The 25900-nt window shown below is 68.1% G+C and carries 20 protein-coding genes; 11 read left to right on the top strand and 9 right to left on the bottom strand.

From position 1 onward, the window contains the following. Positions 1–104 precede the first annotated feature (104 nt). The gene (locus AC1DHX_RS00685) at positions 105–1706 is read right to left on the bottom strand and encodes an MFS transporter (protein ID WP_476859485.1); all 1602 of its coding nucleotides are present in this window, start codon (positions 1704–1706) and stop codon (positions 105–107) included. 370 nt (positions 1707–2076) lie between these two features. Here AC1DHX_RS00685 and AC1DHX_RS00680 point away from each other — a divergent pair, with 370 nt between their 5' ends. Continuing rightward, entirely contained in the window at positions 2077–2334 is a 258-nt protein-coding gene (locus tag AC1DHX_RS00680; protein WP_223914655.1) for a hypothetical protein, read from the top strand. 25 nt (positions 2335–2359) lie between these two features. On the opposite strand, the gene AC1DHX_RS00675 is transcribed toward AC1DHX_RS00680, so the two are convergent. Further along, entirely contained in the window at positions 2360–4966 is a 2607-nt protein-coding gene (locus AC1DHX_RS00675; protein WP_476859582.1) for an ATP-dependent DNA ligase, read from the bottom strand. Between the two features lie 67 nt (positions 4967–5033). Between AC1DHX_RS00675 and ku the strand changes: the two genes are divergently transcribed. Further along, positions 5034–6032, top strand: coding sequence for a non-homologous end joining protein Ku (ku, locus tag AC1DHX_RS00670; RefSeq protein ID WP_476859484.1), 999 nt, complete (start codon positions 5034–5036; stop codon positions 6030–6032). Positions 6033–6067: 35 nt separating this feature from the next. Here the strand turns inward: ku and AC1DHX_RS00665 are convergent, their stop codons facing one another. From AC1DHX_RS00665 to AC1DHX_RS00640, 6 genes are all read right to left on the bottom strand, one after another. Further along, positions 6068–6355: a DUF7218 family protein gene (locus AC1DHX_RS00665; RefSeq protein WP_230008207.1), complete on the bottom strand. Its 288-nt coding sequence runs from the start codon at positions 6353–6355 to the stop codon at positions 6068–6070. Between the two features lie 334 nt (positions 6356–6689). After that, positions 6690–6971, bottom strand: coding sequence for an HPr family phosphocarrier protein (locus AC1DHX_RS00660; protein WP_018774864.1), 282 nt, complete (start codon positions 6969–6971; stop codon positions 6690–6692). Between the two features lie 67 nt (positions 6972–7038). Continuing rightward, positions 7039–9117: a PTS fructose transporter subunit IIABC gene (locus tag AC1DHX_RS00655; protein WP_476856144.1), complete on the bottom strand. Its 2079-nt coding sequence runs from the start codon at positions 9115–9117 to the stop codon at positions 7039–7041. Positions 9118–9119: 2 nt separating this feature from the next. Then, positions 9120–10106 (bottom strand): 1-phosphofructokinase family hexose kinase, encoded by a 987-nt coding sequence (locus AC1DHX_RS00650; protein WP_230008209.1) that lies wholly within the window; start codon positions 10104–10106, stop codon positions 9120–9122. Beyond that, a complete protein-coding gene (locus tag AC1DHX_RS00645; protein WP_476859483.1) occupies positions 10103–10921 on the bottom strand; it encodes a DeoR/GlpR family DNA-binding transcription regulator in 819 nt (272 codons plus the stop codon). Before AC1DHX_RS00645 ends, AC1DHX_RS00650 begins: the two co-directional genes overlap by 4 nt. 517 nt (positions 10922–11438) lie before the next feature. Beyond that, complete coding sequence (locus AC1DHX_RS00640) at positions 11439–11702, bottom strand: DUF6458 family protein (RefSeq protein ID WP_018774860.1); 264 nt, start codon at positions 11700–11702, stop codon at positions 11439–11441. Between the two features lie 261 nt (positions 11703–11963). Between AC1DHX_RS00640 and AC1DHX_RS00635 the strand changes: the two genes are divergently transcribed. The 4 genes from AC1DHX_RS00635 to AC1DHX_RS00620 all read left to right on the top strand — a co-directional run bounded on the left by AC1DHX_RS00635 (position 11964) and on the right by AC1DHX_RS00620 (position 16483). After that, positions 11964–12581 (top strand): alpha/beta hydrolase, encoded by a 618-nt coding sequence (locus AC1DHX_RS00635; protein ID WP_476849868.1) that lies wholly within the window; start codon positions 11964–11966, stop codon positions 12579–12581. A 274-nt stretch (positions 12582–12855) separates the two neighbouring features. Further along, a complete protein-coding gene (locus AC1DHX_RS00630; RefSeq protein ID WP_476859482.1) occupies positions 12856–13227 on the top strand; it encodes a substrate-binding domain-containing protein in 372 nt (123 codons plus the stop codon). A 118-nt stretch (positions 13228–13345) separates the two neighbouring features. Continuing rightward, the gene (locus AC1DHX_RS00625; RefSeq protein WP_476859481.1) at positions 13346–14089 is read left to right on the top strand and encodes an HAD family hydrolase; all 744 of its coding nucleotides are present in this window, start codon (positions 13346–13348) and stop codon (positions 14087–14089) included. Between the two features lie 63 nt (positions 14090–14152). Beyond that, positions 14153–16483, top strand: a complete 2331-nt coding sequence (locus AC1DHX_RS00620) for a glycoside hydrolase family 65 protein (protein WP_476859480.1) — start codon at positions 14153–14155, stop codon at positions 16481–16483. 58 nt (positions 16484–16541) lie between these two features. Here the strand turns inward: AC1DHX_RS00620 and AC1DHX_RS00615 are convergent, their stop codons facing one another. Next, positions 16542–17897: an MFS transporter gene (locus AC1DHX_RS00615; protein WP_476859479.1), complete on the bottom strand. Its 1356-nt coding sequence runs from the start codon at positions 17895–17897 to the stop codon at positions 16542–16544. Positions 17898–18023: 126 nt separating this feature from the next. Between AC1DHX_RS00615 and AC1DHX_RS00610 the strand changes: the two genes are divergently transcribed. The 5 genes from AC1DHX_RS00610 (at position 18024) to narJ (ending at position 25900) form a co-directional block, all read left to right on the top strand. Then, complete coding sequence (locus AC1DHX_RS00610; RefSeq protein WP_476859478.1) at positions 18024–18947, top strand: hypothetical protein; 924 nt, start codon at positions 18024–18026, stop codon at positions 18945–18947. Beyond that, positions 18938–19687, top strand: coding sequence for a LamB/YcsF family protein (locus AC1DHX_RS00605; RefSeq protein ID WP_476859477.1), 750 nt, complete (start codon positions 18938–18940; stop codon positions 19685–19687). Before AC1DHX_RS00610 ends, AC1DHX_RS00605 begins: the two co-directional genes overlap by 10 nt. 143 nt (positions 19688–19830) lie before the next feature. Beyond that, the gene (locus AC1DHX_RS00600; protein WP_476859476.1) at positions 19831–23541 is read left to right on the top strand and encodes a nitrate reductase subunit alpha; all 3711 of its coding nucleotides are present in this window, start codon (positions 19831–19833) and stop codon (positions 23539–23541) included. After that, on the top strand, positions 23541–25283 hold the full coding sequence (gene narH / locus AC1DHX_RS00595) for a nitrate reductase subunit beta (protein WP_476859475.1): 1743 nt from the start codon (positions 23541–23543) through the stop codon (positions 25281–25283). The genes AC1DHX_RS00600 and narH overlap by 1 nt, the downstream gene beginning before the upstream one ends. Next, on the top strand, positions 25280–25900 hold the full coding sequence (gene narJ / locus AC1DHX_RS00590; RefSeq protein ID WP_476859474.1) for a nitrate reductase molybdenum cofactor assembly chaperone: 621 nt from the start codon (positions 25280–25282) through the stop codon (positions 25898–25900). The genes narH and narJ overlap by 4 nt, the downstream gene beginning before the upstream one ends.

The raw sequence follows: 25900 nt of genomic DNA, 5'->3' as shown, positions 1-25900 counted from the left end.
GGATGCGTCCCCCAACGGGTAAGCATCCGGAACAGGCCTCAAAGGGCGGGGCTGTCAGCTACGTAGCCTGGACTGCTGCTGCCGGTCCGGGCGGACCGGCAGGCTTAGGCTGTGGCCGGGACTTTCTCGGCTTCCCCGCGCCCTGCGGTGGAATCGACGGCCGGTGCGACCATGGGCATGTCCATGTGCTCGAGGTCGATCAGCGGGTTCTCGTCCTGCGTCGCGACCAGTTCGCGGGCCTCGGCCTGGGTGTCCACGCTCGGCATGGAGCCGGGCAGCGGCATCTGGGCGGATTCCTTGAGGAAGTAGATCGCTACTGCGCCGATCGCCGAGGTGGCCATCAGGTAGTAGGCCGGCATCATGTCGTTGCCGGTTGCGCTGATCAGGGCGGCAACGATGAACGGCGTGGTGCCGCCGAAGATGGCCACAGAGAAGTTGTACGCGATGCCCATGGCGCCGTAGCGGCTGGCCGTCGGGAACTGGGCCGGCAGGGCCGACGCCAGGTTGGCCACGTAGAACGTCACGGGGAAGGCAATCAGGGAAAGGCCGGCCAGCGTGGACCAGATTTCACCGATGCCGATCAGCAGGAAGGCGGGGGTGGCGAGGACGACGGTGCTGATGGCGCCGATCCACAGCACGGGGCGGCGGCCGATCCGGTCCGAAAGCCTGCCGGTCAGCGGGATGCAGAGGCTCATGATGACCAGCACCGGGATGGTCAGCAGCGTGCCGTGCAGCTCGTCGTAGCCCTTGGACTCCGTCAGGTACGTCGGCATGTAGGAGGTCAGTGCGTAGCCGGCGGTGTTTGCTGCCGCGACCAGGATCATCGCGACGATGAGGGAGCGCCAGTACGCCTTCACGATGCCCACCGGGCCCTTGGAGGCTGTGGAGTCCGAGGCGGTTGCGTCCTTGGCGAGGTTCTCCTGGGCATCCAGGGTTGCCTGGAACTGCGGGGATTCCTCGATCTTGCTCCGGAAGTACACGGCGATCAGGCCGAGCGGGCCGGCAAGGAGGAACGGGATGCGCCAGCCCCACTGCTCCATGGTGTCCTGGCCGAGGGTCAGCTGCAACACCGAAACGAGGGCCGCGCCAAGGGCGAAACCGAGGTAGCTGCCCATGTCCAGGAAGCTGGCGAAGAATCCGCGGCGCTTGTCAGGGGCGTACTCGCTCACAAAGGTCGTGGCGCCAGCGTATTCCCCGCCGGTAGAGAAGCCCTGGATAACTTTGAACAGGACCAGCAGGACCGCAGCCCAGATGCCGATCTGTGCGTAGCCGGGCAGGAGCCCGACGGCGAAGGTGCTGGCGGCCATGATCATCAGGGTCGCGGCGAGGACCTTCTGGCGGCCGATCTTGTCGCCAAGCCAGCCGAACACGACTCCGCCGAGGGGGCGCGCGATGAAGGTGGCGGCGAAGGTTCCGAGCAGGAACAGTGTCTGGACGGACTTGTCCGCCTCCGGCAGGAATACCGGTCCCATGGTGGTGATCAGGTAGCCGAACACGCCGACGTCGTACCACTCCATGGTGTTACCCACGATGGTGCCGCCGAGTGCCTTCTTTAGCATCGGCTGGTCGACAACGTTGACGTCGGACTCGCGGAGTCGACGGCGACGTAGCTTCGGTTTCTTCACACCCTTGGGTGCGCCTTGGTTGGTTCTGCTGGCGTCGATGACGCCTGCTGAAGAGTCGGTCGTGCTTCGGTCTGTGGGCATTTGGGAAGCTCCTAGGGAGATCATTTGCTTGCGACTTGTAGCTGCCCCGCTCTGGGCAGGCTTTCAATTTTACGGGAATTCTCTGGAGTTTCCGAGTTGTGTGCCGTATGATCGCCCATTTCGGGTGCAAATTGGGGGCAATTCACTAATTTCTTTTGCCCACTTTCGCCGCGCGGATACTGGGAACCGGCCTTCCCGGCGGCGCCGCGCCCAAAATTTTCCGCGCCAGCCCTCGATTGCGGGGGTTTCCGACGGGATTCGGGCCGACGGAAAGTCCGACGGCGGGCGCTACAGACATCTCCCCGGGGCAGTCCTACGATTGATGGACACTTCATTTCACAGCGGTTAATTACAGCGGAAAGGAAGATCAATGGCGGATCATCAGTTCGGAGAAGAAATCGAGCCCGAGGTCGCGAGCCATCTGGCGCAGTCCATGGCTGAAGCCCCGGGACCCGAGGCCCTGCACCACGCTCCCCCCGGGCCCGGCCAGGGACAGCAATGGCCGGACGGCAGCGGCAAGCAGCGGCACCCCAAGGACCGCGACACCGCCCGCGGGCGGCAGGGCCAGCAGGTGGCCGCCGGCGCCATGCACCGGCAAAGCCGTCCGCAGCTGCCCCACCACGACTAGCCCCATCACCGCTGGCCCCACACGACTAGGGGCCGGCGGCAGGGTCAGCCACGACGTCGGCTGGCGCCTTATCCAGGCGCCAGCCGCGCCACACCGGGTGCCGGAGCTTCCCGTTGCCGGTCCATTCCCCGAAGGTGACCTCGCCGACGAGTTTTGCGCTCACCCAGTTGGCGTCTGCCGCGTCAGCGTCCGGCACGTCCCGGAACGGGGAGGTCTTCCGTGGCAGGGCGTCGAGTTGTTGCCTGAGTTCCTTGAGTTCACGGGTGCTGAAGCCGCTGCCCACCCGGCCCACATACCGTAGTTTCGAGCCGTCCGGAATCCCCAGCAGCAGCGAGCCCACGGATTCCCGGCGCCCCCCTTTCCCGGGCCGCCAGCCGCCCACCACCACCTCCTGGGTCCGTTCAACCTTGAGCTTGAGCCAGGACCGGCTGCGCTGGCCGACGTAGCGCCCGTCCGTGCGCTTGGCCATGACCCCCTCGAGTCCGAGCTCGGCGGCGCTTTCCAGGATGTGCGCGACGTCGCCATCGATCACGCCGGAAAGCTCCACCGGGGCGGCGGAAGGGCGGAAGAACTGCTCCAGCCGGCGGCGCCGCTCACTCAGCGGCTGGCGCCGCAGGTCCTCGCCGGCGTCGAAGAGCAGATCGAACAGCATCAGCCGCACGGGCGTCGACTGCTGCGCCCGGGCGACGTCGGCGGCCCTGCTCAGTTTCATCCGGCCCTGCAGCAGCCCGAAGTCGGGCCGGCCGGAGCGGCCGACGGCGATGATCTCGGCGTCGGCGACGAAGCCCTGCTCCGGCCAGGAGGACCGGTCCGTCAGCTCGGGGTAGCTCACTGACATGTCGATGCCATTGCGGCTGATGAGCCGGACTGTCGTTGCGTCGCCGATCACCAGGGCCCGCACCCCGTCCCACTTGAGCTCGATCTGCCAGTCCAGGTCCGGAAGGTCCGCCAGGGTCCCTGATGTGGCCAGCATCGGGCTGAACCCTGAGGCGTCGGGGGCACGTTCGGTGCCGTCGGCGGTTTCCGCTCCGCCCTCACCATGGCCGCGGCCGTCCCCTGAGCCGTCCTCCCCGCCCTCGTCCGCTGCCTCGTCGGTGTCTTTCTCGGTATGCTCCGCCGTGCCGGCCGGGAGCGGCGGGACGGGACGGCCTTGCGGGCCCGCCGGGTCCATCAGGTGGATCAGCCACTGGTCATCGGCCCGGTCGGTGTGGATCAGGGCGAACCTGCGCGGTCCGCCGAGGCCGCCGCCCTCCGCGCCGGTCAAGGTGGCGATGACCTCCTTGCCCGCGATCCATTTTTCGCATTCGTAGTGTCCGTGGTCCCAGATGCTGACCGTCCCGGCGCCGTACTGGCCCTTGGGAATGTCACCCTCGAAGTCGGCGTAGTCCAGCGGGTGGTCCTCGGTCTGGACCGCGAGGTGGTTCTTGGTTTTGCTGGTCGGGACGCCCTTGGGCAGTGCCCAGGACACCAGCACGCCGTCGCGTTCCAGCCGGAAGTCGTAGTGGAGCCGGCTGGCGTGGTGCTCCTGGATGACGAACTTCTCCCGCCGTGTCCCGCCGTCGTCCCCGGCGTGGTGCCGGTCCGCGGTGAAGGGCTCGGGAGTGGCCGCCCTGTCCCGTTTGGTGCGGTACTTTTCCAGCCGCGGATCGGTGTCGCCGCCGTCGCCGGCCGGCTCGGGAGAGATTTCGGCCCGCCCTCCGGGCAGGTGGACGTCCCGGTGGTCCGCCCGGCGGTCCGGCGCGTGCGCCGCCGGGGCTCCGGCGCCGTGCCGGCCGCCGGAAACCGGGGCGAACGGATCCTTGCCGGCTGCGACGCGCTTCATCACCTCCTGGAAATCCAGCTGGTGCAGCGACGCGGAACTGAGTTCCCGCCATGTGCGCGGGGCGGCCACCGTCGGCCGGAGCCGGCCGCGCAGCGAGTACGGCACGATCGTGGTCTTGGCCGCGTTGTTCTGGCTCCAGTCCACCAGCACCTTGCCCGTGCGCAGGGTCTTTTTCATGTCGCTGACGGCGAGATCCGGGTGGTCTGCCTCGAGCGAGCGGGCCAGTTCGCGGGCGAAGTCGGAAATCCGGTCCGAGCTCTGGGACCCGTCCAGGGCCGCGTAGACGTGGATGCCCTTGCTGCCGCTCGTCACCGGTACGGGGTCCAGGCCAACGTCCTGCAGGATGGTGCGGGCCAGCCTGGCCACCTCCACGCACTCCGCCAGTCCCGCGCCCTCGCCCGGGTCCAGGTCCAGCACCAGCCGGTCGGGCGGCATGGCGTTGCCGTGGGAGTCAACCCGCCACTGCGGCACGTGGATCTCCAGGGCCGCGATCTGGGCCAGCCAGGTGAGGGTGGCGGGATCATTGACCAGGGGATATTGGATGGTCCGGTCCTTGTGCGTGATGGCGGCACGGGGCACCCAGCCGGGCGTTGAATGGTCCAGGTTCTTCTGGAAGAACATTTCCCCGGGGGCGTCGGCGGTCCCGACGCCGTGGACCCAGCGCTTGCGCGTGGCCGGCCGGTTGCGGGCGGCGGGGATCAGCACCGGCGCGACGGCGGCGTAGTAGGCCAGGACGTCGGCCTTGGTGGTGCCCGTCTCCGGGTACATGATTTTTTCCAGGTTGGTGAGCACCAGTTCGCGCCCGTCCACGCGGACGCGTTCCTTACCGTTGGGCAAAACCCTTCACCTCCGCGCAACTGTGATGTTCACTTGATCCATGAGAGCCATCTGGAAAGGCGCAATAGCGTTCGGGCTGGTCAACGTGCCGGTCAAGGTCTACAGCGCCACCGAGGACCACGACATCAGCCTCCACCAGGTCCACAACGCCGACGGCGGCCGGATCCGCTACCAGCGCCGTTGCGAGGTCTGCAGCAAGGTCATCGACTACGAGGACATCGACAAGGCCTACGAGGACGACGGCCGCACGGTGGTCCTGACGCGCGACGAGCTCAAGTCCATCCCGGCGGAAAACAGCCACGAAATCGAAGTGGTCCAGTTCGTTCCGGTCGACCAGCTCGATCCGATGATGTTTGAAAAGAGCTACTACCTTGAACCCGACTCCAAGTCGCCCAAGGCCTATGTGCTGCTGCGGCGCGCCCTCGAGGACACGGACCGGGTGGCAATTGTGCAGTTCGCGCTCCGGGACAAGACCCGGCTTGGCGCGCTGAGGATTCGCGACGAGGTCCTGGTGCTGCAGTCGCTGCTGTGGGCCGACGAGGTCCGCGAGGCCAGCTTTCCCGCACTCGAGACCTCCATCCGGATCTCGGCGCAGGAACGCGAGATGTCCGCGGCCCTGGTTGACTCGATGGCCTCCGACTTTGAGCCGGACCAGTTCACGGATGATTACCAGGAGCAGTTGCGTCAGCTGATTGAGGCCAAGCTGGACAAGGGGGAGTCGCTGGACACGGAGGAGACCTTCGGCGCCCCCGCCGAGGCCGGCGAGGGCGAAGTTATCGACCTGATGGAAGCCCTCAAGCGCAGCATCGAGAAAAAGCGCGGCGGTGGGCCGGCGGAGACTCCTGCCGGAGGCTCCGGTTCTGCTGCCAAGGCCGCCCCGAGGACCTCCGCCAAGACGGCGGCAGCCAAGTCCACGGGCACTAAATCCACGGCCGCCAAGACGGCGGCAACCAGGACTGGTTCCAAGACTGCGGCGGCTTCCAAGACTGAAGCGGCGCCTAAAGTGACGGCGTCGAAGACGGCGCGAAAGCGTGCCTGAGCCCGGATGCCGGCTGGCGCCGTCGTGCACGTTAATCAGGAGTTCCGCAGGGCGGAGATGAGCTCGCTCTTCTTCTTGGCCGAGTAACCTTTGAGGCCGATCTCCTTGGCGCGTGCCTTCAGCTGCGGCACTGTCCAGTCCTCGTAGTCTCCGGCCTTGCCGCCCTTGCGGCCGACCGAGGACCGGCCCCGCTGGGCGGCGGCGTTGGAGATCCTGGCGGCTTTTTGCTTGGAGGCGCCGTCCTCGAGCAACTTCTCATAGAGCTCGGGGTCCTTGATGCTGGGGCTCTCTGAGCCTTGGGGCTCGCCTTTCGTCGTTGGCATGGCTGCGCGATCATCTCCTTCGGCCGGGAACCACATGGGCGGCGGCCCGCGGTCGGTGCCGCCGGGGGATTCCAAACTAGCCGCGCCGCGGGGCCATGACAAGCATTTGCTAAGGCCGCTTATAAAACGCTTATAAAAGTTGCCCCGACGGTCCGCCGCCAGAGCAACGCGGGGTCACTTAGCGCCCAAGTACCCCACCGGAATGGGCCGTAAATGACCCCGCGTTGCTTCTGAACGAAGCGGCAGGCAACGCGAAGGCCCGGCCGGCCCCTGATCGGGGCCGGCCGGGCCAACTGAAGCTGCCGGTGTTCCGGCGCGGGGCCGGAAGGTGGGGCTATTCGGCGTCGTGATCCGTCTCAAGGATCTGCACGAGGCGGTCAAGTGCGGCGTCGGCGCCCTCACCTTCGGCACGCAACACCACAACTTCGCCGTGCGATGCGCCGAGGCTCATCAGCGACAGGATGCTGGCGGCGTCCATCGCCTCGTCCTCGGGCTCGCCCAGCCGGGCAATCGTGATCTCGAGGTTGTCGAACTCGCCTGCAGCCTCGGCGAAGATGGCGGCCGGACGGGCGTGCAGCCCGACCCGGCTGGCAATGGTGGCGTTACGTTCGGTCATTTCTGCTCCTTGAAGTCAGCTTGGGTGTTTGTCAGCTGTGAGTATCTGCTTGGAAAAGCGTCCCGGTTCAGGCGGCTACGGGAACCGTTTCCACCGTATCAACCGGCTTCTTGACTGCCCAGCGCTTGAGCCCGATCACGGCGAAGGCGCCGACCACGGTACCGGCCGCAATGGCGATGCAGAACCACAGGAACGAATCGATCGCGAAGAAGACGAAGATTCCGCCGTGCGGGGCCTTCGAGCCCACGCCGGCCGCCATCGAGATGGCACCGGTCACGGCGCCGCCGAGCATGCTGGCGGGGATGACGCGGAGCGGGTCCGCGGCGGCGAACGGGATGGCGCCTTCGGTGATGAAGGAGGCCCCCAGCAGCCAGGCAGCCTTGCCGTTTTCCTGTTCCGCAAGGCTGAAGAGCCTCTTGTTCAGCACGGTCGCGGCCAACGCCATGGCCAGCGGCGGGACCATGCCGGCGGCCATGACGGCCGCCATGATCTGCCACGGGGCCTGGTTGGTGATGGAGGCTGCGCCCAGGCCGGCGACTGCGAAGGAATAGGCAACCTTGTTGACGGGACCGCCGAGGTCGAAGCACATCATCAGGCCCAGGATGACGCCCAGGGCGATGGCGCTGGCACCGGTGAGGCCGGACAGGAACTCGTTGAGCCCGACAGTGACCCGGGCGATGTAAGCGCCCAGGAACACGAACAACAGGCCCGACGCCGCGAGCGACGCCACGAGCGGGATAACGACCACCGGCATCAGGCCGCGCAGCCAGCGGGCCACTTTAAGCTTGCCGATCGAATGGGCCACGTAGCCGGCGATCAGGCCGCCCACGATGCCGCCGAGGAACCCGGCACCCATGAAGACGGCAACGGCGCCGGAAACGAAGCCCGGGGCGATGCCGGGCCGGTCAGCAATGGCGTAGGCGATGTAGCCGGCCAGCGCGGGTACGAGGAAGCCCAGGGACAGGGCGCCGATCTTGAAGAGCACGGCCCCCAGGTAGGCGCCCAGCGGGCCCCAGGCCAGCTCCGGGTACACGGTAGGCAAGTTCGTGAGGCTGTTCTCCGCCAGGATCTTGTCCGCGAAGGCGGTGATGTTGTAGCCACCCAGCAGGAAGCCGAGGGCGATCAGCAGACCGCCGCCAGCCACGAACGGGATCATGTAGCTGACACCGGTCAGGAGGGCCTTCTTCAGCTTCGTGCCAATGTGCTCACTCTTTTCCTCGGCGGCCATCTCAGCCTGCTCCTCGGCGCCGAAGTGGGGCACGCGGTGGGCGTGCGGGTTGTCCGCTGCGGCGAGTGCCTCGGCGACCATCTTGTCCGGTTCGTCGATGCCTCGCTTGACCGGCGCGTTGATCACCGGCATGCCGGCGAAGCGCTCCTTGCCGCGCACGTCCACGTCCACTGCGAAGATCACGGCATCGGCGGCGGCGATCACGGCGGGGTCAAGTGCCTTGGCGCCGGAGGATCCCTGGGTTTCGACCTGCAGGTCCACGCCGACCTCTTTGGCCGCGGCGACGAGCGAGTCGGCGGCCATGTAGGTGTGGGCGATGCCGGTGGGGCACGCGGTGACGGCGACGAGGCGCTTAGGCCCCTTGGCCTTCGCCGCGCCGGCACCTTCACCGGTTGCGGCCGCCGCGGTTGAGGCGCCGGCCGCGGATGCGGCGCCGGTCGCTTCGGCAGCGGTGTGGGCGGCCGGCTTGTCCGCCAGGGCGGCGTCGACGAGGTCGACAATTTCCGCCTCGGAGGTCGCGGCGCGCAGGCTGGCTGTGAAGTCCTTCTTGATCAGCGACCGCGCCAGCTTCGAAAGCAGCTTCAAGTGGTCCTGGTCCGCGCCCTCAGGAGCGGCGATGAAGAAGATGATGTCAGCGGGCCCGTCCTTGGCGCCGAAGTCTACCGGCTGGGACAGCCGCGCCATCGCCAGCGTGGGTTCGGTGACCGCCGTCGAGCGGCAGTGCGGGATCGCGATGCCGCCCGGGACGCCCGTGGCGGTCTTGGATTCCCGGGCGAAGGCATCGGCGAAAAGCCCTTCGGCCTCGGTGGCGCGTCCGGTGGCTGCAACCCTGCCTGCCAGATGCCGGATCACGTCCTCGGGCGAGCTGCCCAGATTCTGGTCGAGCTCGACCAGTTCGGTGGTAATGAGCTGTGTCACTGTCAATCCTTCCGGAGGGCCGTGATGGTTACGGCATCAGGGGTGGTTTGGTTGACTGCCGGGACAGTGGAGCCAGGCAGGGAAGCGGCGGCGGCACCATGGGCCACCGCCTGACGGAGGCAATCGACCGGGGCGGCGCCCTGGCTGGATGCGAGCAGGTATCCGGCCAGCGAGGAATCGCCGGCGCCGACAGTGCTGACCGCGGTGACCGGCGGGTGCGTGGCCAGCCACGCGCCGTCGGCCGTCACAAGAACGGCACCCTTGGAGCCGAGGGTGGCCAGTACGGCACCCACTCCGGAGCGCACGACGGCGGAGGCGGCGGCTGCTGCAGCCTCCGGGTCCGCTTCGAGCTCCTCGGCGGACTTGTTCGTGGCGAAACCGGCTGCGGCAGCCAGTTCCACCAGTTCCTCGGCGTTGGGTTTCAAGAGGTCCGGCTTTCCCGAGGTGTCGCCGGAGACCGCTGCGGCGAGGGGTTCGCCGGATGAATCGACGGCGACCCGTGGTGCGGCCTCGCCGTCGAACATGGACCGCAGCCGCCGGGTGACGGTCGCGTAGAAGTCGGCCGGGACCCCGGGTGGGAGCGAGCCGGCCAGGACTACCCAGGCGGCACCGCGGGCGTGGTCCAGCAACAGGCTGATCAGGGCCTCCTGCTGCTCCTCGCTGAGGGCCGGTCCGGGTTCATTGATCTTGGTGGTGACGCCGCCGGGCTCGGTGAGGGCCACGTTGCTGCGCAGCGGCTCGCCAATCGGGAGGGCCGCGAACGGAACGTCGGTCTCCCGCAGGCCGGTGAGGACGGGGTCGGCCTCGGCGCCGGGGAGAACTGCGACTGTCTTCAGCCCCGACGCGACGAGGGCGCGGGAGACGTTGACTCCCTTGCCGCCGGATTCCTGGCGGACGGAGATGGCCCGCTGAACTTCCCCGCGGAGGAGGGGGCCGGGCAGCGCCACGGTGCGGTCCAGGCTGGGGTTGGCGGTGAGGGTGACAATCACGCGACCACCACCTCCACTCCGGCTTCCGCAAGGGCGTCGGCGAGTTCCCGGCTGGGTTGCGTGTCTGTGATCACGGTGTCCAGATCTTTCAACGAGGCGAACTGGACCAGCGTTTCCGCGTCCAGCTTGGAGGAGTCAGCCAGCACCACAATGCGGCGCGCTGATTGGACGAAGGCAGCCTTGACAGCGGCTTCTTCAGGATCGGGTGTGCTCAGCCCGAAGGCTGCATGGATGCCGTTGGTGCCGATGAAGGCGATGTCCGGGCGGATCCGGCGGGCGGCTTCCACCGTGGACTGGCCGACGGCGGCCTGGGTCAGGCCGCGGACCTTGCCGCCGAGCAGGTGCAGGGCGATCCCGGGTCCGCCGGACAGCCGGGATGCGATGGGCAGGGAGTGGGTGATGACGACGAGTTCGGCGTCGGACCCGGACGCCGCAACGGTGCCCTGCGCGGCGGCTCCGGCGGCCCGGGCGGACAGGAGTTCGGCGAGGGCCTCCGTGGTGGAGCCGGCGTCGATCAGGATGCTGCCGGTGAGGCCCTGGGGAATGAGGGCCAAGGCGGCCTCGGCGATCCGGGTCTTTTCGGGCTGCCGCTGGACGGTCCGTTCCAGGATGCTTTCTTCCGTGGTGCTGAAGCGGTCCGGGGAGACTGCGCCGCCGTGCACCCGGCGCACGCTGCCGGAGGCTTCCAGGGCGGCGAGGTCCCGGCGGATGGTTTCGGTGGTGATGCTGAAGCGCTCGGCCAGGTCCGTGACACTGGCCCGGCCGCTGGCGTAGATGAGCCCCACGATCAGCTGCTGGCGTTCTTCGGCGAACACTTACCCTCCATTGCGTACTGCGTCTGACTTGGTTCTTGTTCTTGCCGTGCGTTGAGCTGGAATTGCGCCCTGGCCGCTTCGGTGACTCCCGTCACATGAAGTGGAATTATTTGACTTTATCTTTGTTCTTGTTGGTTTGTCAATGAAAAACCACATGAACGCAGAAGGGTGGGCTTCGCCGCGGGACATGTCCAGTGGTCGGGCCGGGCGTCTGGGGACATGTCCGGTGTTCGGGCCGCGGAGTGGGCACTTGGGGAATATGTCCATGGGCCGCCGCGGGGACTGGGCATGTGCTGCGCTTGCGGAGGTTGCGGGCCGGGCGCCAGGGGACATGTCCAGTGTTCGGACCGGGGAGTGGGCACTTGGGGAATATGTCCATGGGCTGCCGCGGGGACTGGGCATGTGCTGCGGTTGTGGTGGGAGTGGGCCGGGATGGCGGAAGCCGGGCCCGACCTCGAGGTCCGGCCCGGCTTCCGGGTCGTTAGCTTCCGCGCCGCTCAGTGGGTGCGGGGAAATCTCAGATGCCTGCGTCGCGGCTCTCATTGCGGGTGATGGTCTCGCCGGTGTTGGGGTCCACTACCGTGCGGCTCTCGCTGACCCGGCGCGTGCGGCCGCGTCCGGGGCCGGCGAGGACGAGAGAAGCGATGAGTCCAATCACGCCGACCGCCATCAGGATGTAGCCGATCATGGCCTGGTTCACATTGGGGATCAGCCCCGGGGCGACGGCCCAAGCGAGGATGGCGCCGATGGCGATGAGGAAGATTGCGGAACCGATTCTCATAACGTGCTCCTTGATGCCCGGGGGCGGACTGATGATGGTAAGCATGCTGTCCAGCGTCACGCTACAACCCCGCTCCTACTGTTTCAATGAAGCGCCCTCCGCCCCGCGGGGAAAATTTCGGCGCCGGTTTCGGCCAGCCTCGCCTTTTCCGGACGGATGCGCCACGGATCCGGGGGGCGGAGGTCCGTTTCCGCCGCGGAAGCCGCGGAGCGCGGCCCCGTGCGGTGCGGGACGCGTGGCGGTGCTGGATAGGCTGAGCCAATGGAGACGGTGATCTGGTCAAAACCCGAACACGAACGCGGCGGCACCCCGCTGCTGGTGATGCTGCACGGCTACGGCACGGACGAATTCCGCATGTCCAAGCTGTTCGCTTCCCTGCCGCCCGAGTTCAGCTGCGCCGCCCTGCGTGGACCCAAGGACATTGGAGACCACTACGGCTGGTTCCTGCTGGACTATTTCCTCACCCATGACTTTGCCGACGTCATCGCCTCCACGAACGCGGTCTTCGCCTGGATCGAGTCGGTCAAAGCCCGGCACAGCAGCGTCAGCCTGTTCGGATTTTCGCAGGGGATGGCGATGGCCAGCACGCTCCTGCGGCTCCGGCCGGAACAATTCCGCGCAGCTGTGGGGCTCTCGGGTTTTGTCCTGGACAACGAACTGCTGGCGATGAGTGAATCGTTCACCGCCCGGCCGCCGTTCTTTTGGGGCCGGGACAAGGGCGACGTCGTCATCAACGACGCCGCTACCGAGCACACCGAGGCTTGGCTGAACCGGAATACCCAGCTCACAGCCAGGACCTATCCGGGCATGGGCCACACGATCTCGCTGGCCGAACTCGTGGACGTCAGTGCGTTCCTGCGGCACTACGTCCTGCGCTGACCGGGCGCTGACCAGGACGCCCGCCCGGCCCCGCCAACCCACGGCCAAGCAGGCCTGCCAACCCGTTCCCACTCCGCTGCCAAACTCCGAATCATCCACTTGCATGCCAAATATGTAAGCGCTTACAATCGACCTCGGCCATGAACACCGGGCCCACTACTTCGGGGGGAAGAAAGGGCTGAGCCCGTGCCGCAGGCCAACACCCCGCGCGTGAGAATCCAGCACGTCCCCGCGCTCCCCGGACTCTCCATCTGCACTGTCTCCTCCGGACCTCGTGCTCGACGCCGGCTCCAGCATCGAAGGCGGCCGGCTGGCCATGGTGGAGCCTGTGGAAAACCCCGGGATGCCGTCCGCGGTCTTCGCCGGTTGCGGCGAGACAGCCTGCGGTGCGCTCATGGCCATGCGGGAGCTCGGGTTGTCAGCGCCGGAAAACGTGTCCATCATAGGAATAGACGATCATCAGATGAGTTGGTTCCTGGGCCTGACCATAATTGCCCAGCCACTGGCCGGCCAGGGCGCGTTCGCGGCCAACCTGCTGATTGAAAGACTTCATCGCTCAGGACTTGCCACGCCGCCTGCCAGTCCGCCGTCGAACCATCTGCTGGACACCAAATTGGTAGAGCACACCAGCACGCGCCGACGCTGATCCGGACGGCGTCCGACGCCGGAACGGCCCCCAACAGAGCAGCCCTGAACTGCCTGCCTTAGACCATCGCTTTGACCAAACCGTCTTGCCTGCCCGTCGTCTGAAAGGACCTCGACTCATGACTGTAGTTCCCGACACCTCCGGCCTCGCCGGTGCGCTCTCCGGTGCAACCGCCATCCTTTTTGACCTCGACGGCGTACTGACCCCCACCGCCGTGGTGCACGAGCACGCCTGGAAGCAGCTCTTTGACGGCTTCCTGGCCTCGGTCCCCGGTGCTGAGCCCTACCGTGAGAGCGACTATTTCGACCACATCGACGGCAAGCCGCGGTTTGACGGCGTCCGGGACTTCCTGGCCTCCCGCGGGATTGTGCTGCCCGAGGGCCCGGTGAACGACGAGCCCGCGCATGACACCGTCCACGGACTCGGCAACCGCAAGAACAAGGTCTTCAACGACATCGTCGAGGCCGGCGGAGTCCAGCCGTACGAGGGCTCCGTCCGGCTGGTTGAGGCCGCGCTGGCCCGCGGACTCAAGCTCGCCGTCGTCTCCTCTTCCCGCAACGCCCCTGCCGTGCTGAAGGCTGCCGGCCTGTCCGACTACTTCCCGGTGGTGGTCGACGGCGTCGTCGCCGTCGCCGAGGGACTGCCCGGCAAGCCCAACCCGGCCACCTACGAATACGCCGCGCGGCTCTTGGGCCTGCCAAGCCAGGAGTGCGTCGTGGTGGAGGACGCCGTCTCCGGCGTCCAAGCCGGCAGCGCGGGAGACTTCCGCTCGGTGATCGGCGTCGACCGCGGCGCCGGCCGGCAGACCCTGCTCGACGCCGGGGCCACGGTCGTGGTCAACGACCTCGCCGAACTGCTCTAGCCCGGCCCGCTCACCCCACCGCCCTGCCCACTGCCCACTCCCGCCGAAGGAACCCCCTAAACCATGGCTCTCATCACCTCGGACCGCGCCCGGTTCCCCAACGATCCCTGGCAGCTGGTCGAGACCGTTCACCTCCCCGGCAATGCCGGCACCCTGGAGACCCTGTTCAGCCTCGGCAACGGGCACCTGGGCATCCGCGGCGCGCACTGGGGTGCCGCGGACGCCGAACTTCCGGGCAGCTTCATCAACGGCTTCCACGAGACCTGGGACATCAAGCACGCGGAAAACGCGTACGGCTTCGCCCGCACCGGCCAGCGGATCCTCTACGTCCCGGACGCCAACAACTTCACCGTCATCATCGACGGCGAGCCGCTGAGCCTGGAGGAGTCCACCGTGCTGGACTACCGCCGCTCGGTGGATTTCGCCACGGGTATCTATGAGTGCCGGATCACCTGGCAGTGCCGTTCCGGCGCGACCGTGACCACCACCGAACGGCGCGCCGTCGGTTACGCAACCCGCGGGGCGCTGGGCATCAGCCTCGAAGTGGCGGCCGACCGGGATATCTCCGCGGACGTCACGTCCTCGGTCATCAACCGCCAGGACCAGCCGGTGGAGGACCACTCCGCCCATGATCCGCGCCGCGCCGGCCGCCACGCCGGCCGTGTGCTGCTGCCCCTGCGGCTCGACGGCGGGGACGGCTCCCTGCGCCTGTCCTGGGAAGCCTCGGAATCCAAGCAGCGGCTCGGGATGGCCGTGGATCACTGGACCTCGGCCGGCGTGCAGCCGTTCGACACCCAGGTGGACCAGGACGACAGCAGCGTGCGCTACGTGCTCGCCGTCAGCGCGGACGCACCGTTCGTGCTGGAGAAGAGCGTCAGCTACGCCGTGGGCCAGGCCGCCGAGGACCTCGCCGACAACGCCGAAGCCAGCCTCAAGCCGGTCAGCGAGATCTTCGCCGAGAGCGAGGACCACTACCGCGCCTACTGGAGCACAAGCGACATCGTCCTTGCGGGCCAGACCGAGCTCCAGCAGGGCGTGCGCTGGAACCTCTTCCAGCTCGCGCAGGCCACGGCCTGCGCCGATGTGGCCGGCATCCCGGCCAAGGGCGTGTCCGGCTCCGGCTACGACGGCCACTACTTCTGGGACCAGGAGGTGTACCTGCTGCCCTACCTGACCTACACGAACCCGGGCAACGCCCGCCAGGTCCTGGAATTCCGCCACGACCTCCTGCCCGAGGCGAAGATCCGCGCCAAGGAGCTCAGCGTCGACGGCGCCCTCTTCCCCTGGCGCACCATCAACGGACTCGAGGCCAGCGCCTACTACGCGGCCGGCACCGCGCAGTTCCACATCGCCGCCGCTATCGCCTTCGCGACCAACCGGTACATCTGGGCCAGCGGGGACACCGAGTTCCAGGCCACCCTGGGCTCCGATCTGCTGATCGAGACTGCACGGATGTGGGTCTCACTCGGCTTCTTCGGCAAGGACGGACTGTTCCACATCCACGGCGTCACGGGTCCCGACGAGTACACCGCCGTCGTCAACGACAACCTGTACACGAACGTCATGGCCCGCTTCAACCTGCGCGCCGCGGCGGCACTGGACCACCCGGAGATCGACGACGCCGAACGCCAGCTCTGGGAGCAGGCAGCAAACCGCATGCAGCTGCCCTACGACGAGGACCTCCAGGTCCATTCCCAGGACAACGACTTCATGACCCTGGAACCGTGGGACTGGACCACTCCCCGGTCCGAGTACCCGCTCCTGCTGCACTTCCACCCCCTGGTGATCTACCGGCACCAGGTCCTTAAGCAGGCCGACACCGTGCTGGCCATGTTCCTGCAGTGGCAGGACTTCACCGCCGAGGAAAAGCGCCGCGCCTTCGATTTCTACGACCCCATCACCACGGGCGACTCCACGCTGTCCGCCTGCGTCCAGGGCATCATGGCGGCCGAGGTCGGCTACGGCAAGGCCGCGCTGGACCACTTCACCCACGCCCTGTTCATCGACCTCGACGACACCCACGGCAACACGATCGACGGCGTCCACATCGCCTCCACCGGCGGGGTGTGGAGCTCGCTGGTCAGCGGCTTCGCCGGGCTGCGGGACCAGGGCGCTGTGCCGTACTTCGATCCCCGGCTGCCTGCCGAATGGGACGGCCTCGAGTTCCACCTGAAGATCCAGGGCAGGCTCCTGCACGTCGGACTCGAACAGGATTCGATCAGCCTGACCGTCCGCGACGGCGCGCCGCTGGAGGTCGACGTGCGCGGGGAACTGCTCACGGTCGACGGCGGCCCGGTCCGGGTCCCGCTGGCGCCCGTCACCGTCCCGGAACCGACCATCTTCCCCAGCGGCCTTCCGACGTCGTCGATCCCGGTGGTGCGCGCCGCAGTCTAAACCGCCGCCGAAACAACGCGGGGTCACTTAGCACCCATGATTCCCCCGGACATGGGCGCTAGGTGACCCCGCGTTGGTCTGGGCCGGGCTGCCCTGGTCCGGAGGATTCGGCAGGCGCCGGGGCGTCGGCGGGCTCCTCACCGCCGGTGAGGGGGTGGGCCAGTTCATCGGCCGGCATCCGCGCCACGACCATCGCGACAACGGCCATCGCCGGGCACACGGTCCCGGCGACGAGGAAGATCAGCCACACCGGCAGCGCCTCGGCGGCCGGCCCGGCGAGTGCCATGGAGACCGGCATGAGGGCCAGGGATACAAAGAAGTCCAGGCTCGAGACGCGGCCCAGCAGATGCGGCGGCACCCGGCGCTGGAGCAAGGTTCCCCAGATCACCATGCCCACGCCGCCGGTGGCGCCGAAGATGAAGAGGGCGGCGGCCACGGCCCAGAAACTGTCCATGATTCCGACGGCGGCGATTGGCAGGCTTCCCGCTCCCCAGGACACCATCATCACGGTGAGGTAGCGGCGCGGGAGGGGAAAAGAAGCCGTGGCCAGCGAGGCTGCGGCACCGCCCACGCCCATGATGGCGAGCAGGAAGCCGAACATGCGCGCGTCCCCGCCGAGCTGGTCCCGGACCACGAAGGGGATCAGGACCTCGATGGGGCCGATCAGGAACAGCACCGAAATGCAGGCCCAGAGCAGGGTCCACAGCAGCCAGGGCGTCCGGACGGTGTAGCTGACGCCCTCGCGGAGGTCGTGGCGCAGGGACGTCTTGGCCCGCGGCTGGCCAGATTCGGTAGCCCCACCGCTGTCCGGGACCCCTGCCGCGGGCTGGCGGTGGAGGAGGTTCAGGATGCAGAAGGCCACCAGATGGCAGGCCGCCACTCCGGTGACGGCGTAGGCGGGGGACAGGGCCGCCACCAGGATGCCCGCGACGGCCGGTCCGGCGGCCTGCTGCAACAGCGGCCGCATGGTGCCTTCCAGGCCGTTGGCCGCCAGCAGGTCCTCAGGCGGCAGGATCCGCGGCAGGATGGCGGAGTAGGCGGGGAAGAAGAACGCAGCCCCGACGCCGAGCACGAAGGCCCCCAGCGCGAGATGCCACAGCTCGAGCAAGCCGGCCAGGGCCAGCCCGCTGACAGTGGCAACGACGGCGAGGTTGGCGCCCTCGACCGCGATGATCAGGAGCCGCTGGGGCACGCGGTCCGCGGCGATGCCGCCGGCCAGCAGAAACGTCACCAGCCCGACGCTGCCCGCCGCGGCCACGACCGAAAGCTCCAGCGGTCCGCCGCCCAGGTGGATCACCTCGTAGACCATCGCGACGGCCCACATCCCGGAACCGAAGATGGAGATGGCCAGCGCCGTGATCAGCACGCGGTACTCCCGGTGCGCGAAGGGGCGGAGGGCTCGCAGGGCGGGCATGGGCCCAGTCTAGTAGCCAGCCGCGCGGCCGGGCTGGACCCCTCCGGGGCGCAGCGGCGACCCCGCCTGCCTGCCCGTGTGTAGTGTTAAGTGCACTTAGTTTTATGGTTCCGACGAGAGGCGATCATGGCCAAGCGCAGCAACCCGGCAATGAAGATTGCCCAGGAAACAGCCCACAGCGCGATGTTCGACGCGGCAGGCCAGCCCCGGCCCGGCCTGCACAAGGTGCTCCTGCGGGCGGTTGAAGTCCAGCGGCCGCTGGTGCTGGCCAATATCCGCAGGCTTCAGCGCAGGCACCCGCAGGCCACCGCGGCGCAGCTCGCCGCCATCCTGGAGCGCGACTACCTGCTGGCCGTCACCGGCGGCGGTGCGCTGGTCGGCGTGGCTGCCGTGATTCCGGGCGTCGGAACTGCGGCCGCACTGGGTCTCTCGGCCGCCGCAGCAGTCGGGTTCCTCGAAGCCACCGCACTGTATTCCACGGCCCTTGCTGAACTGCACGGCATCCGGATGGTGGACCCGGACAGAGCCAGCACCCTGGTCATGGCGGTCATGCTGGGCGAGGAAGGCACCCAGCTACTGAGCTCGCTGAGCGGACAAGCGGCGGGCCGGGGCAAGGGGCCCACCCAGGCCTGGACCGCGGCCTTCACCCGCCGCGTCCCCCTCGCCGGCTTCGGTACAGTGCGGGCCAAGATCCAGACGATGTTCCTGCGCTCCCTGCTCAAGACCCAGGGCACAGCCTGGCTGGGCCGTGCCCTGCCCTTCGGTATCGGCGCCGTCGTAGGCGGCGTGGGCAACCGGGTGATGGGCCATGCGGTCGTGGCGAACGCCAGGGAAGCATTCGGGCCCATCCCGGACACGATTCCGGGAGAACTGCAGGCCCTTGCGGAAACCACCGGCCCGGCAGCGCTCTACGAAACTTCCCTGGACGCGCAGCCGGACGGCGGCGCCCCGGGCGGCGGCGCCCCGGGCGGCGGCACCCAGGGCGGCGGCACTCAGGGCAGCGGCGCCCCGAAGACTTCAACGAAGGACGGCGGCACGTTTTGGATCTGAACACTGACCTGGGGGAGTCCTTCGGGACCTGGACCAAGGGCGCCGACGCCGCGATGTTTCCGCTGGTCACGAGCGCCAGCGTGGCCTGCGGGATGCACGCCGGGGACCCCGTGACCATGCTGGACACCTGCCGGGCGGCGTACGAGCTCGACGTCAACGTCGGTGCCCACATCGGCTACCCGGACCTGGCCGGCTTTGGCCTGCGCTCGCTGGACATGACCTTTGACGATCTCTTCGGCGCGGTCCTTTACCAGCTCGGGGCGCTCGACGGCGTGGCCCATGCCGTGGGCGCCTCGGTGGACTACGTCAAGCTGCACGGGGCGCTCTACGACCGCACCGTGCACGACGGCGAGCAGGCCTCCGCCGTGATCGCCGCCATCCAGGCCTACGATCCCGGACTGCCCGTCCTCGGCTTCCCCGGCTCAGCCCTGCTGGAAATCGCCAAGGAAGCCGGGCACCCCGTCTTCTCCGAGGCCTTCGCCGACCGCGCCTACTTCCCCGACGGCACCCTCGTGCCGCGCACCGAGGTGGGAGCAATGATGCTCGACGCCGGACAGGTTGCCGAGCGGGCGGTCAGGCTCGCCACGAAGGGCGAAATCGAGGCCGTCGACGGCACCGTGCTCCGGATCGAGCCGCAATCGCTGTGCCTCCACGGCGACACCGCCGGCTCCGTTGCCGCGGCGACAGCGATCCGTGCGGCGCTGGAGGCTGCCGGCGTCGAGCTGGAGAGCTTCGCCTGAACCGCGAGCCCCGACCCGCGGGGCCGGCCGGCTGGCCCTGAACTGCGGGGCCGGCCGGGCAGCTCCCGGGCCGCCCGGACCCGGGCCTGCCACAGTGTCCTAAGGCCCTGTTCCGGCCAGAGGGGGCACCCTAGCTTGAAGGAATGACTGCCGGAGACGCGGCGGGGCTGGACGGGCCCGCCTCGGATGCAATGTTGAAGCTGGGCCGATTCTTTACGAAATGGGACCAGACCGACGACGGCAGGGCGGTGTTCCGCGAGGGTGGCCGCAAGGGCGACATCTTTTACCGGGACCGCTGGAGCCACGACAAGGTGGTCCGGTCCACGCACGGGGTGAACTGCACCGGCTCCTGCTCCTGGAAGGTGTACGTCAAGGACGGCATCATCACCTGGGAATCCCAGCAGACCGACTACCCCTCCGTGGGCCCGGACAGCCCGGAATACGAGCCGCGGGGCTGCCCGCGCGGCGCGGCCTTCTCCTGGTACACCTATTCACCCACCCGGGTGCGTTTTCCGTATGCGCGGGGCGTCCTCGTCGAGATGTACCGCGAGGCCAAGGCCCGGCTGGGTGACCCGGTGCTGGCCTTTGCCGACGTCGTGGGCGACCCCGAGCGGCGCCGCCGCTACCAGCGCGCCCGCGGCAAGGGAGGCCTGGTGCGGGTCTCCTGGCAGGAGGCGATCGAAATCGCCGCCGCCGCGCACGTGAACACCATCAAGGCCTACGGCCCGGACCGCTGCGCCGGCTTCTCGCCCATCCCGGCGATGTCCATGGTCTCGCACGCCGTGGGGACCCGCTTCATCCAGCTGATCGGCGGGGTGATGACGTCCTTCTACGACTGGTACGCCGACCTCCCCGTGGCCAGCCCGCAGGTGTTCGGGGACCAGACCGACGTCCCGGAATCGGGGGACTGGTGGGACGCCCGGTATTTGATGATGTGGGGATCCAACGTCCCCGTCACCCGCACCCCGGACGCGCACTGGATGGCCGAGGTGCGGTACCGCGGCACCAAGGTGGTCACGGTCAGCCCGGACTATGCGGACAACACGAAGTTCGCCGACGAATGGCTCCCCGCACAGGCCGGAACCGACGCCGCGCTGGCCATGGCGATGGGGCACGTCATGCTCAAGGAATTCTTCGTCGACCGTGAGGTGCCGTTCTTCGCCGACTACGTCCGCCAGTACACCGACCTGCCGTTCCTGGTCCGTCTCGAACGGCGCGACGACGGCTCCCTCACCCCGGCCAAGTTCCTCACCGCCAAGGACCTTCCCGCCGAGTCGCTGACCGAGGACGCGGCGTTCCGCACCGTCCTGTTCGACAAGAAGACCGGGCTGCCGGCGGTCCCCAATGGCTCGATGGGCTTCCGCTACTCAGAGAGCGGCGAGGGCAAGTGGAACCTGGACCTCGAAGCGATCGAACCGGCGCTGTCCCTCCGGGAAGTCTCAACGGAAAGCGCCGAGATCCTGCTGCCGTGCTTCGAGGACGCCGGCGGGGACGGTAGTGTGCTCCGGCGCGGTGTTCCCGTCCTGGAGCTGGAAGGCCAGCCGGTCACCACCGTCTTCGACCTCATGCTGGCCCAGTACGGGGTCGGCCGCGACGGGCTCCCGGGGGAGTGGGCCGCCGGCTATGAGGACGCCGCGACGCCCTACACGCCGGCCTGGCAGGAGGAGATCACCTCCGTCCCGGCGCAGGCCTGCATCCGGGTGGCCCGCGAATTCGCCCGCACCGCCGAACAGTCCAAGGGCCGGTCCATGATCATCATGGGCGCCGGGATCTGCCAGTGGTTCCACGGCGACAGCACCTACCGGGCGGTGCTGGCCCTGGTGATGCTGACCGGCTGCATGGGCCGCAACGGCGGAGGCTGGGCGCACTACGTCGGCCAGGAAAAGACCCGGCCGGTCACCGGCTGGCTGTCGCTGGCCAACGCCCTTGACTGGTCCCGGCCGCCGCGGACCATGATCGGCACAGGCTACTGGTACATGCACACGGACCAGTGGCGGCAGGACGGCTACTGCGCGGATGCGCTGAAGTCCCCGCTCTCCACCGGGGCCCTGGACGGCATGCACACCGCGGATGCCCTCGCCCAGTCCGCCCGGCTCGGCTGGATGCCGTTTTACCCGCAGTTCGACCGGAACCCGCTGGACCTCGCGGACGAGGCCGGGGCGGCCGTCGCCGCCGGCACCGCGACAGACGCCGCCGGCTACATCGCCGATGCCCTGAAGAGCCGCACCCTGAACCCGGCGATCGAGGACGTGGACGCCCCGGAAAACTGGCCGCGGACCCTCGTGCTATGGCGCTCCAACCTGTTCGGCTCCTCGGCCAAGGGCAACGAGTACTTCCTGCGGAACCTGCTGGGAACCCACAACAATGTCCTGGGCCAGGACCATGCCGAGGGGCTCAAGCCCAAGGATGTGAAATGGCATGAGCAGGCGCCCGAAGGGAAGCTCGACCTGCTGGTTTCCGCGGACTTCAGGATGACCTCCACCACCCTGCTGTCCGACGTCGTGTTCCCGGCCGCCACCTGGTACGAAAAGCACGACCTGTCCTCGACCGACATGCATCCGTTCGTGCACGCCTTCACCCCCGCGATTGACCCGCCGTGGGAGACCAAGACGGACTTCGACGCATTCCACCTGCTGGCCCAGGAGTTCTCCCGGCAAGCCAAAACCCACCTCGGCGTCCGCCGGGACCTGGTGAGCGTGCCGCTGCAGCACGACACGCCCGGCCAGCTGGCCCAGCCCGGCGGGATTGTGCGGGACTGGCGGGACATGTCCGTCCCCGCGGTCCCGGGTCAGAACATGCCCATTTTTTCCGTCGTCGAGCGGGACTACACCGCCATCGCGGACAAGCTCGCCGCCGTCGGGCCGCTGGCGGACAAACTGGGCTTCACGGTCAAGAACGTCACGTACAAACTTGCCGGCCCGTTGGACCGGCTCAGCCGTTCCAACGGGGTGATGCTTGGCGGCGCCGCGGACGGCCGTCCCGCGATCGATACGGACGCGAAGATGGCCGAGGCCATCCTGGCGTTCTCCGGCACCACCAACGGGGCGCTGGCCGTGCAGGGCTTCAAGGACCTGGAAATCCGCACCGGGAGGAAACTGGCGGACCTGGCCGAGGGCTCCGAAGAAAAATACATCACTTTCGCCCAGACCCAGGCCGGCCCGGTTCCGGTGATCACCTCGCCGGAATGGTCCGGCTCAGAGACCGGCGGCCGGCGCTACGCACCCTTCACCATCAACGTCGAGCGGCTCAAGCCCTTCCACACCCTGACCGGCCGGATGCACTTCTTCCTGGACCACGACTGGATCCGGGACATCGGCGAGGCGCTGCCGATCTACCGGCCGCCGCTGGACATGCACCGGCTCTTCGGCGAACCCAGGCTCGGCCAGGACGGGTCCATGGAGGTGGTGGTCCGCTACCTGACGCCACATTCCAAGTGGTCCATCCACTCCGAATACCAGGACAACCTGCTGATGCTCTCGCTCTCCCGCGGCGGGCCCACGGTCTGGATGAGCCCCGCCGACGCGGCGGCCATCGAGGTCAAGGACAACGACTGGGTGGAGTGCCTGAACATCAACGGCGTCCTGGTGGCCCGGGCGATCGTCAGCCACCGGATGCCGGCCGGTGTGGTCTACGTCCACCACGCGCAGGAACGCACCATCGATGTGCCGAAGTCCGAGGCCACCGGGCGGCGCGGCGGCATCCACAACTCCGTGACCCGGCTGCTGGTCAAGCCCTCGCACCTGATCGGCGGCTACGCCCAGCTCGCCTACGCGTTCAACTACCTTGGCCCCACCGGAAACCAGCGCGACATGGTGGCCACCGTCCGGCGTCGTTCCCAGGAGGTGCAGTACTGATGCGTGTCATGGCCCAAATGGGCATGGTCATGAACCTGGACAAATGCATCGGCTGCCACACCTGTTCCGTAACCTGCAAGCAGGCGTGGACCAACCGTGCCGGCACCGAATACGTCTGGTTCAACAACGTCGAAACCCGGCCCGGGCAGGGCTATCCGCGCCGCTACGAGGACCAGGAGAAGTGGCACGGCGGCTGGGCGCTGAACAAGCGCGGGAAGCTGGTGCTCAAGGCGGGCGGCCGGGTCAAGAAGCTCTTCGGGATCTTCGCCAGCCCGGTCCAGCCCGAGCTCAAGGACTACTACGAGCCATGGACCTACGACTACAAGACCCTCGTTGACGCGCCGCTGGGCGACGACTTCCCGGTGGCCCGGCCCAAGTCCCTGATCACCGGGCAGGACACCAAGATCACCTGGTCCGCGAACTGGGACGATGACCTCGGCGGCTCCGCCGAGAACGGCCACCTGGACCCGATCGTGGAGAAGGTCCGGCGGGAATCCGAGGACAAGATCAAGTTCGCGTACGAACAAACCTTCATGTTCTACCTGCCGCGGATCTGCGAGCACTGCCTGAACCCTTCCTGCATGGCCTCCTGCCCCTCCGGCGCGATCTACAAGCGGGTGGAGGACGGGATTGTGCTGGTGGACCAGGACAAATGCCGCGGCTGGCGCCAGTGCGTCACCGGTTGCCCCTACAAGAAGATCTACTTCAACCACAAGACCGGCAAGGCCGAGAAGTGCACCTTCTGCTACCCGCGGGTGGAGGTGGGGCTCCCGACAGTCTGCTCCGAGACCTGCGTGGGCCGGTTGCGGTACCTGGGGCTGTTCCTGTACGACGCCGACGCCGTCACCGCGGCGGCCTCCGTCACGGACCCCCGGGAACTCTACGACGCCCAGATGGACGTGCTGCTGGACCCGAACGACCCCGCCGTCCAGGCCGAGGCCCGGGCCCAGGGCATCCCGGAGGACTGGATCGACGCGGCCGGGCGCTCGCCGGTCTACGCCCTGGCCAAGGTCTACAAGGTGGCGCTGCCGCTGCACCCGGAATACCGGACCATGCCGATGGTCTGGTACGTGCCGCCGCTCTCACCCGTGGTGGACCTGCTGCGCGACCAGGGCCACGACGGCGAGGACACCGGCAACCTTTTCGGCGCCATCGACGCGCTGCGCATCCCGGTGGAATACCTCGCTGAACTCTTCACCGCCGGCGACGCGGACCGGGTGACCGCGGTGCTGAAGAAGCTGGCGGCGATGCGCTCCTTCATGCGCGGCATCAGCCTCGGCGACGACCCGGACGACGCCATCCCGGAGGCCGTGGGGATGGACAGCCAGAGCATGTACGAGATGTACCGGCTGATGGCGATCGCGAAATACGAGGAGCGCTACGTCATCCCGAAGGCCCACGTGGAGCAGGCCCACGACCTCGAGGAAATGGGCTGTTCGCTCGACTTCGAGGGCGGCCCGGGCATGCAGGATACCGCCCACTTCGGCGAAGCCAGCGGCCGGCCCGTCCCCGTGGCGGTGGAAACCTTCAACGCCCTCCGGGACCGGCAGACCTCCGGCTCCGCGCCCGGCGAAACCACCCTGCGCGGCAGGGTGAACCTGCTGAACTGGGACGGCACCGGAGCGCCCTCCGGGCTTTTTCCGGAAAAGGCGTTGCTTCCGGAAAAACCGCCTCCGGCGGAACCGCCGCCGCCGAAACCGGCGGGCCCCGCGGAATCCCCTCCGGCGGGGGAGCAGCCATGACCCGCCGCCAGCAGGTCCTCTACCTCGCCGCGGCCTGGTGCCTGTCCTACCCTGACGAGGAACTGACCGGCCGGGTCCCGCTGATGCGGGCCGCGCTGGCCGAGTTCCCCGGCGCCACGGCGGACTTCGTTGCGGTCCTGGACCAGCTGGAGTCCACGCCGCCGATCCAGCTCCAGTCCCAGTACGTGCGCGAGTTTGACCTCGGAAAGCGCCACGCCCTGCACCTGTCCTACTGGACTGACGGGGACACCCGGCGCCGCGGCGAGGTTCTGGGCAACTTCAAGAAGACCTACCGGCAAAGCGACATCCTGGTGGACACCCACGGCGAACTGCCCGACTACCTCCCGATGGTCCTCGAATACGCCGCGCTGGTGGACCTCGCGGCCGGCCGCGGGCTGCTGACGCGCTTTCGGGCGAGCCTGGAGATGCTCCGCTTCGGGCTGCTCCGGGACCAGCTGCCGCACGCCCGGATCCTGCAGGCCGTCTGCGCCACGCTGCCCGGGAAATCCCCGGCGGACGAGCAGGCCGTCATGCGGATGGCCGGCTACGGCCCGCCCACGGAGGCCGTGGGCCTGAACCCGTACGATCCGCGCCTGCTGCCCGTGAAGGGGGCCTGA

Source organism: Arthrobacter sp. 05N33_2 (genome assembly GCF_056397425.1).
This window is presented reverse-complemented; position numbering and strand designations above follow the sequence as displayed.

Coding starts and splice junctions, on each gene's coding strand:
- AC1DHX_RS00685 (WP_476859485.1), bottom strand. CDS start 1,706: ATGCCCACAGACCGAAGCACGACCGACTCTTCAGCAGGCGTCATCGAC.
- AC1DHX_RS00680 (WP_223914655.1), top strand. CDS start 2,077: ATGGCGGATCATCAGTTCGGAGAAGAAATCGAGCCCGAGGTCGCGAGC.
- ku (WP_476859484.1), top strand. CDS start 5,034: ATGAGAGCCATCTGGAAAGGCGCAATAGCGTTCGGGCTGGTCAACGTG.
- AC1DHX_RS00665 (WP_230008207.1), bottom strand. CDS start 6,355: ATGCCAACGACGAAAGGCGAGCCCCAAGGCTCAGAGAGCCCCAGCATC.
- AC1DHX_RS00660 (WP_018774864.1), bottom strand. CDS start 6,971: ATGACCGAACGTAACGCCACCATTGCCAGCCGGGTCGGGCTGCACGCC.
- AC1DHX_RS00640 (WP_018774860.1), bottom strand. CDS start 11,702: ATGAGAATCGGTTCCGCAATCTTCCTCATCGCCATCGGCGCCATCCTC.
- AC1DHX_RS00635 (WP_476849868.1), top strand. CDS start 11,964: ATGGAGACGGTGATCTGGTCAAAACCCGAACACGAACGCGGCGGCACC.
- AC1DHX_RS00625 (WP_476859481.1), top strand. CDS start 13,346: ATGACTGTAGTTCCCGACACCTCCGGCCTCGCCGGTGCGCTCTCCGGT.
- AC1DHX_RS00620 (WP_476859480.1), top strand. CDS start 14,153: ATGGCTCTCATCACCTCGGACCGCGCCCGGTTCCCCAACGATCCCTGG.
- AC1DHX_RS00615 (WP_476859479.1), bottom strand. CDS start 17,897: ATGCCCGCCCTGCGAGCCCTCCGCCCCTTCGCGCACCGGGAGTACCGC.
- AC1DHX_RS00610 (WP_476859478.1), top strand. CDS start 18,024: ATGGCCAAGCGCAGCAACCCGGCAATGAAGATTGCCCAGGAAACAGCC.
- AC1DHX_RS00600 (WP_476859476.1), top strand. CDS start 19,831: ATGACTGCCGGAGACGCGGCGGGGCTGGACGGGCCCGCCTCGGATGCA.
- narH (WP_476859475.1), top strand. CDS start 23,541: ATGCGTGTCATGGCCCAAATGGGCATGGTCATGAACCTGGACAAATGC.
- narJ (WP_476859474.1), top strand. CDS start 25,280: ATGACCCGCCGCCAGCAGGTCCTCTACCTCGCCGCGGCCTGGTGCCTG.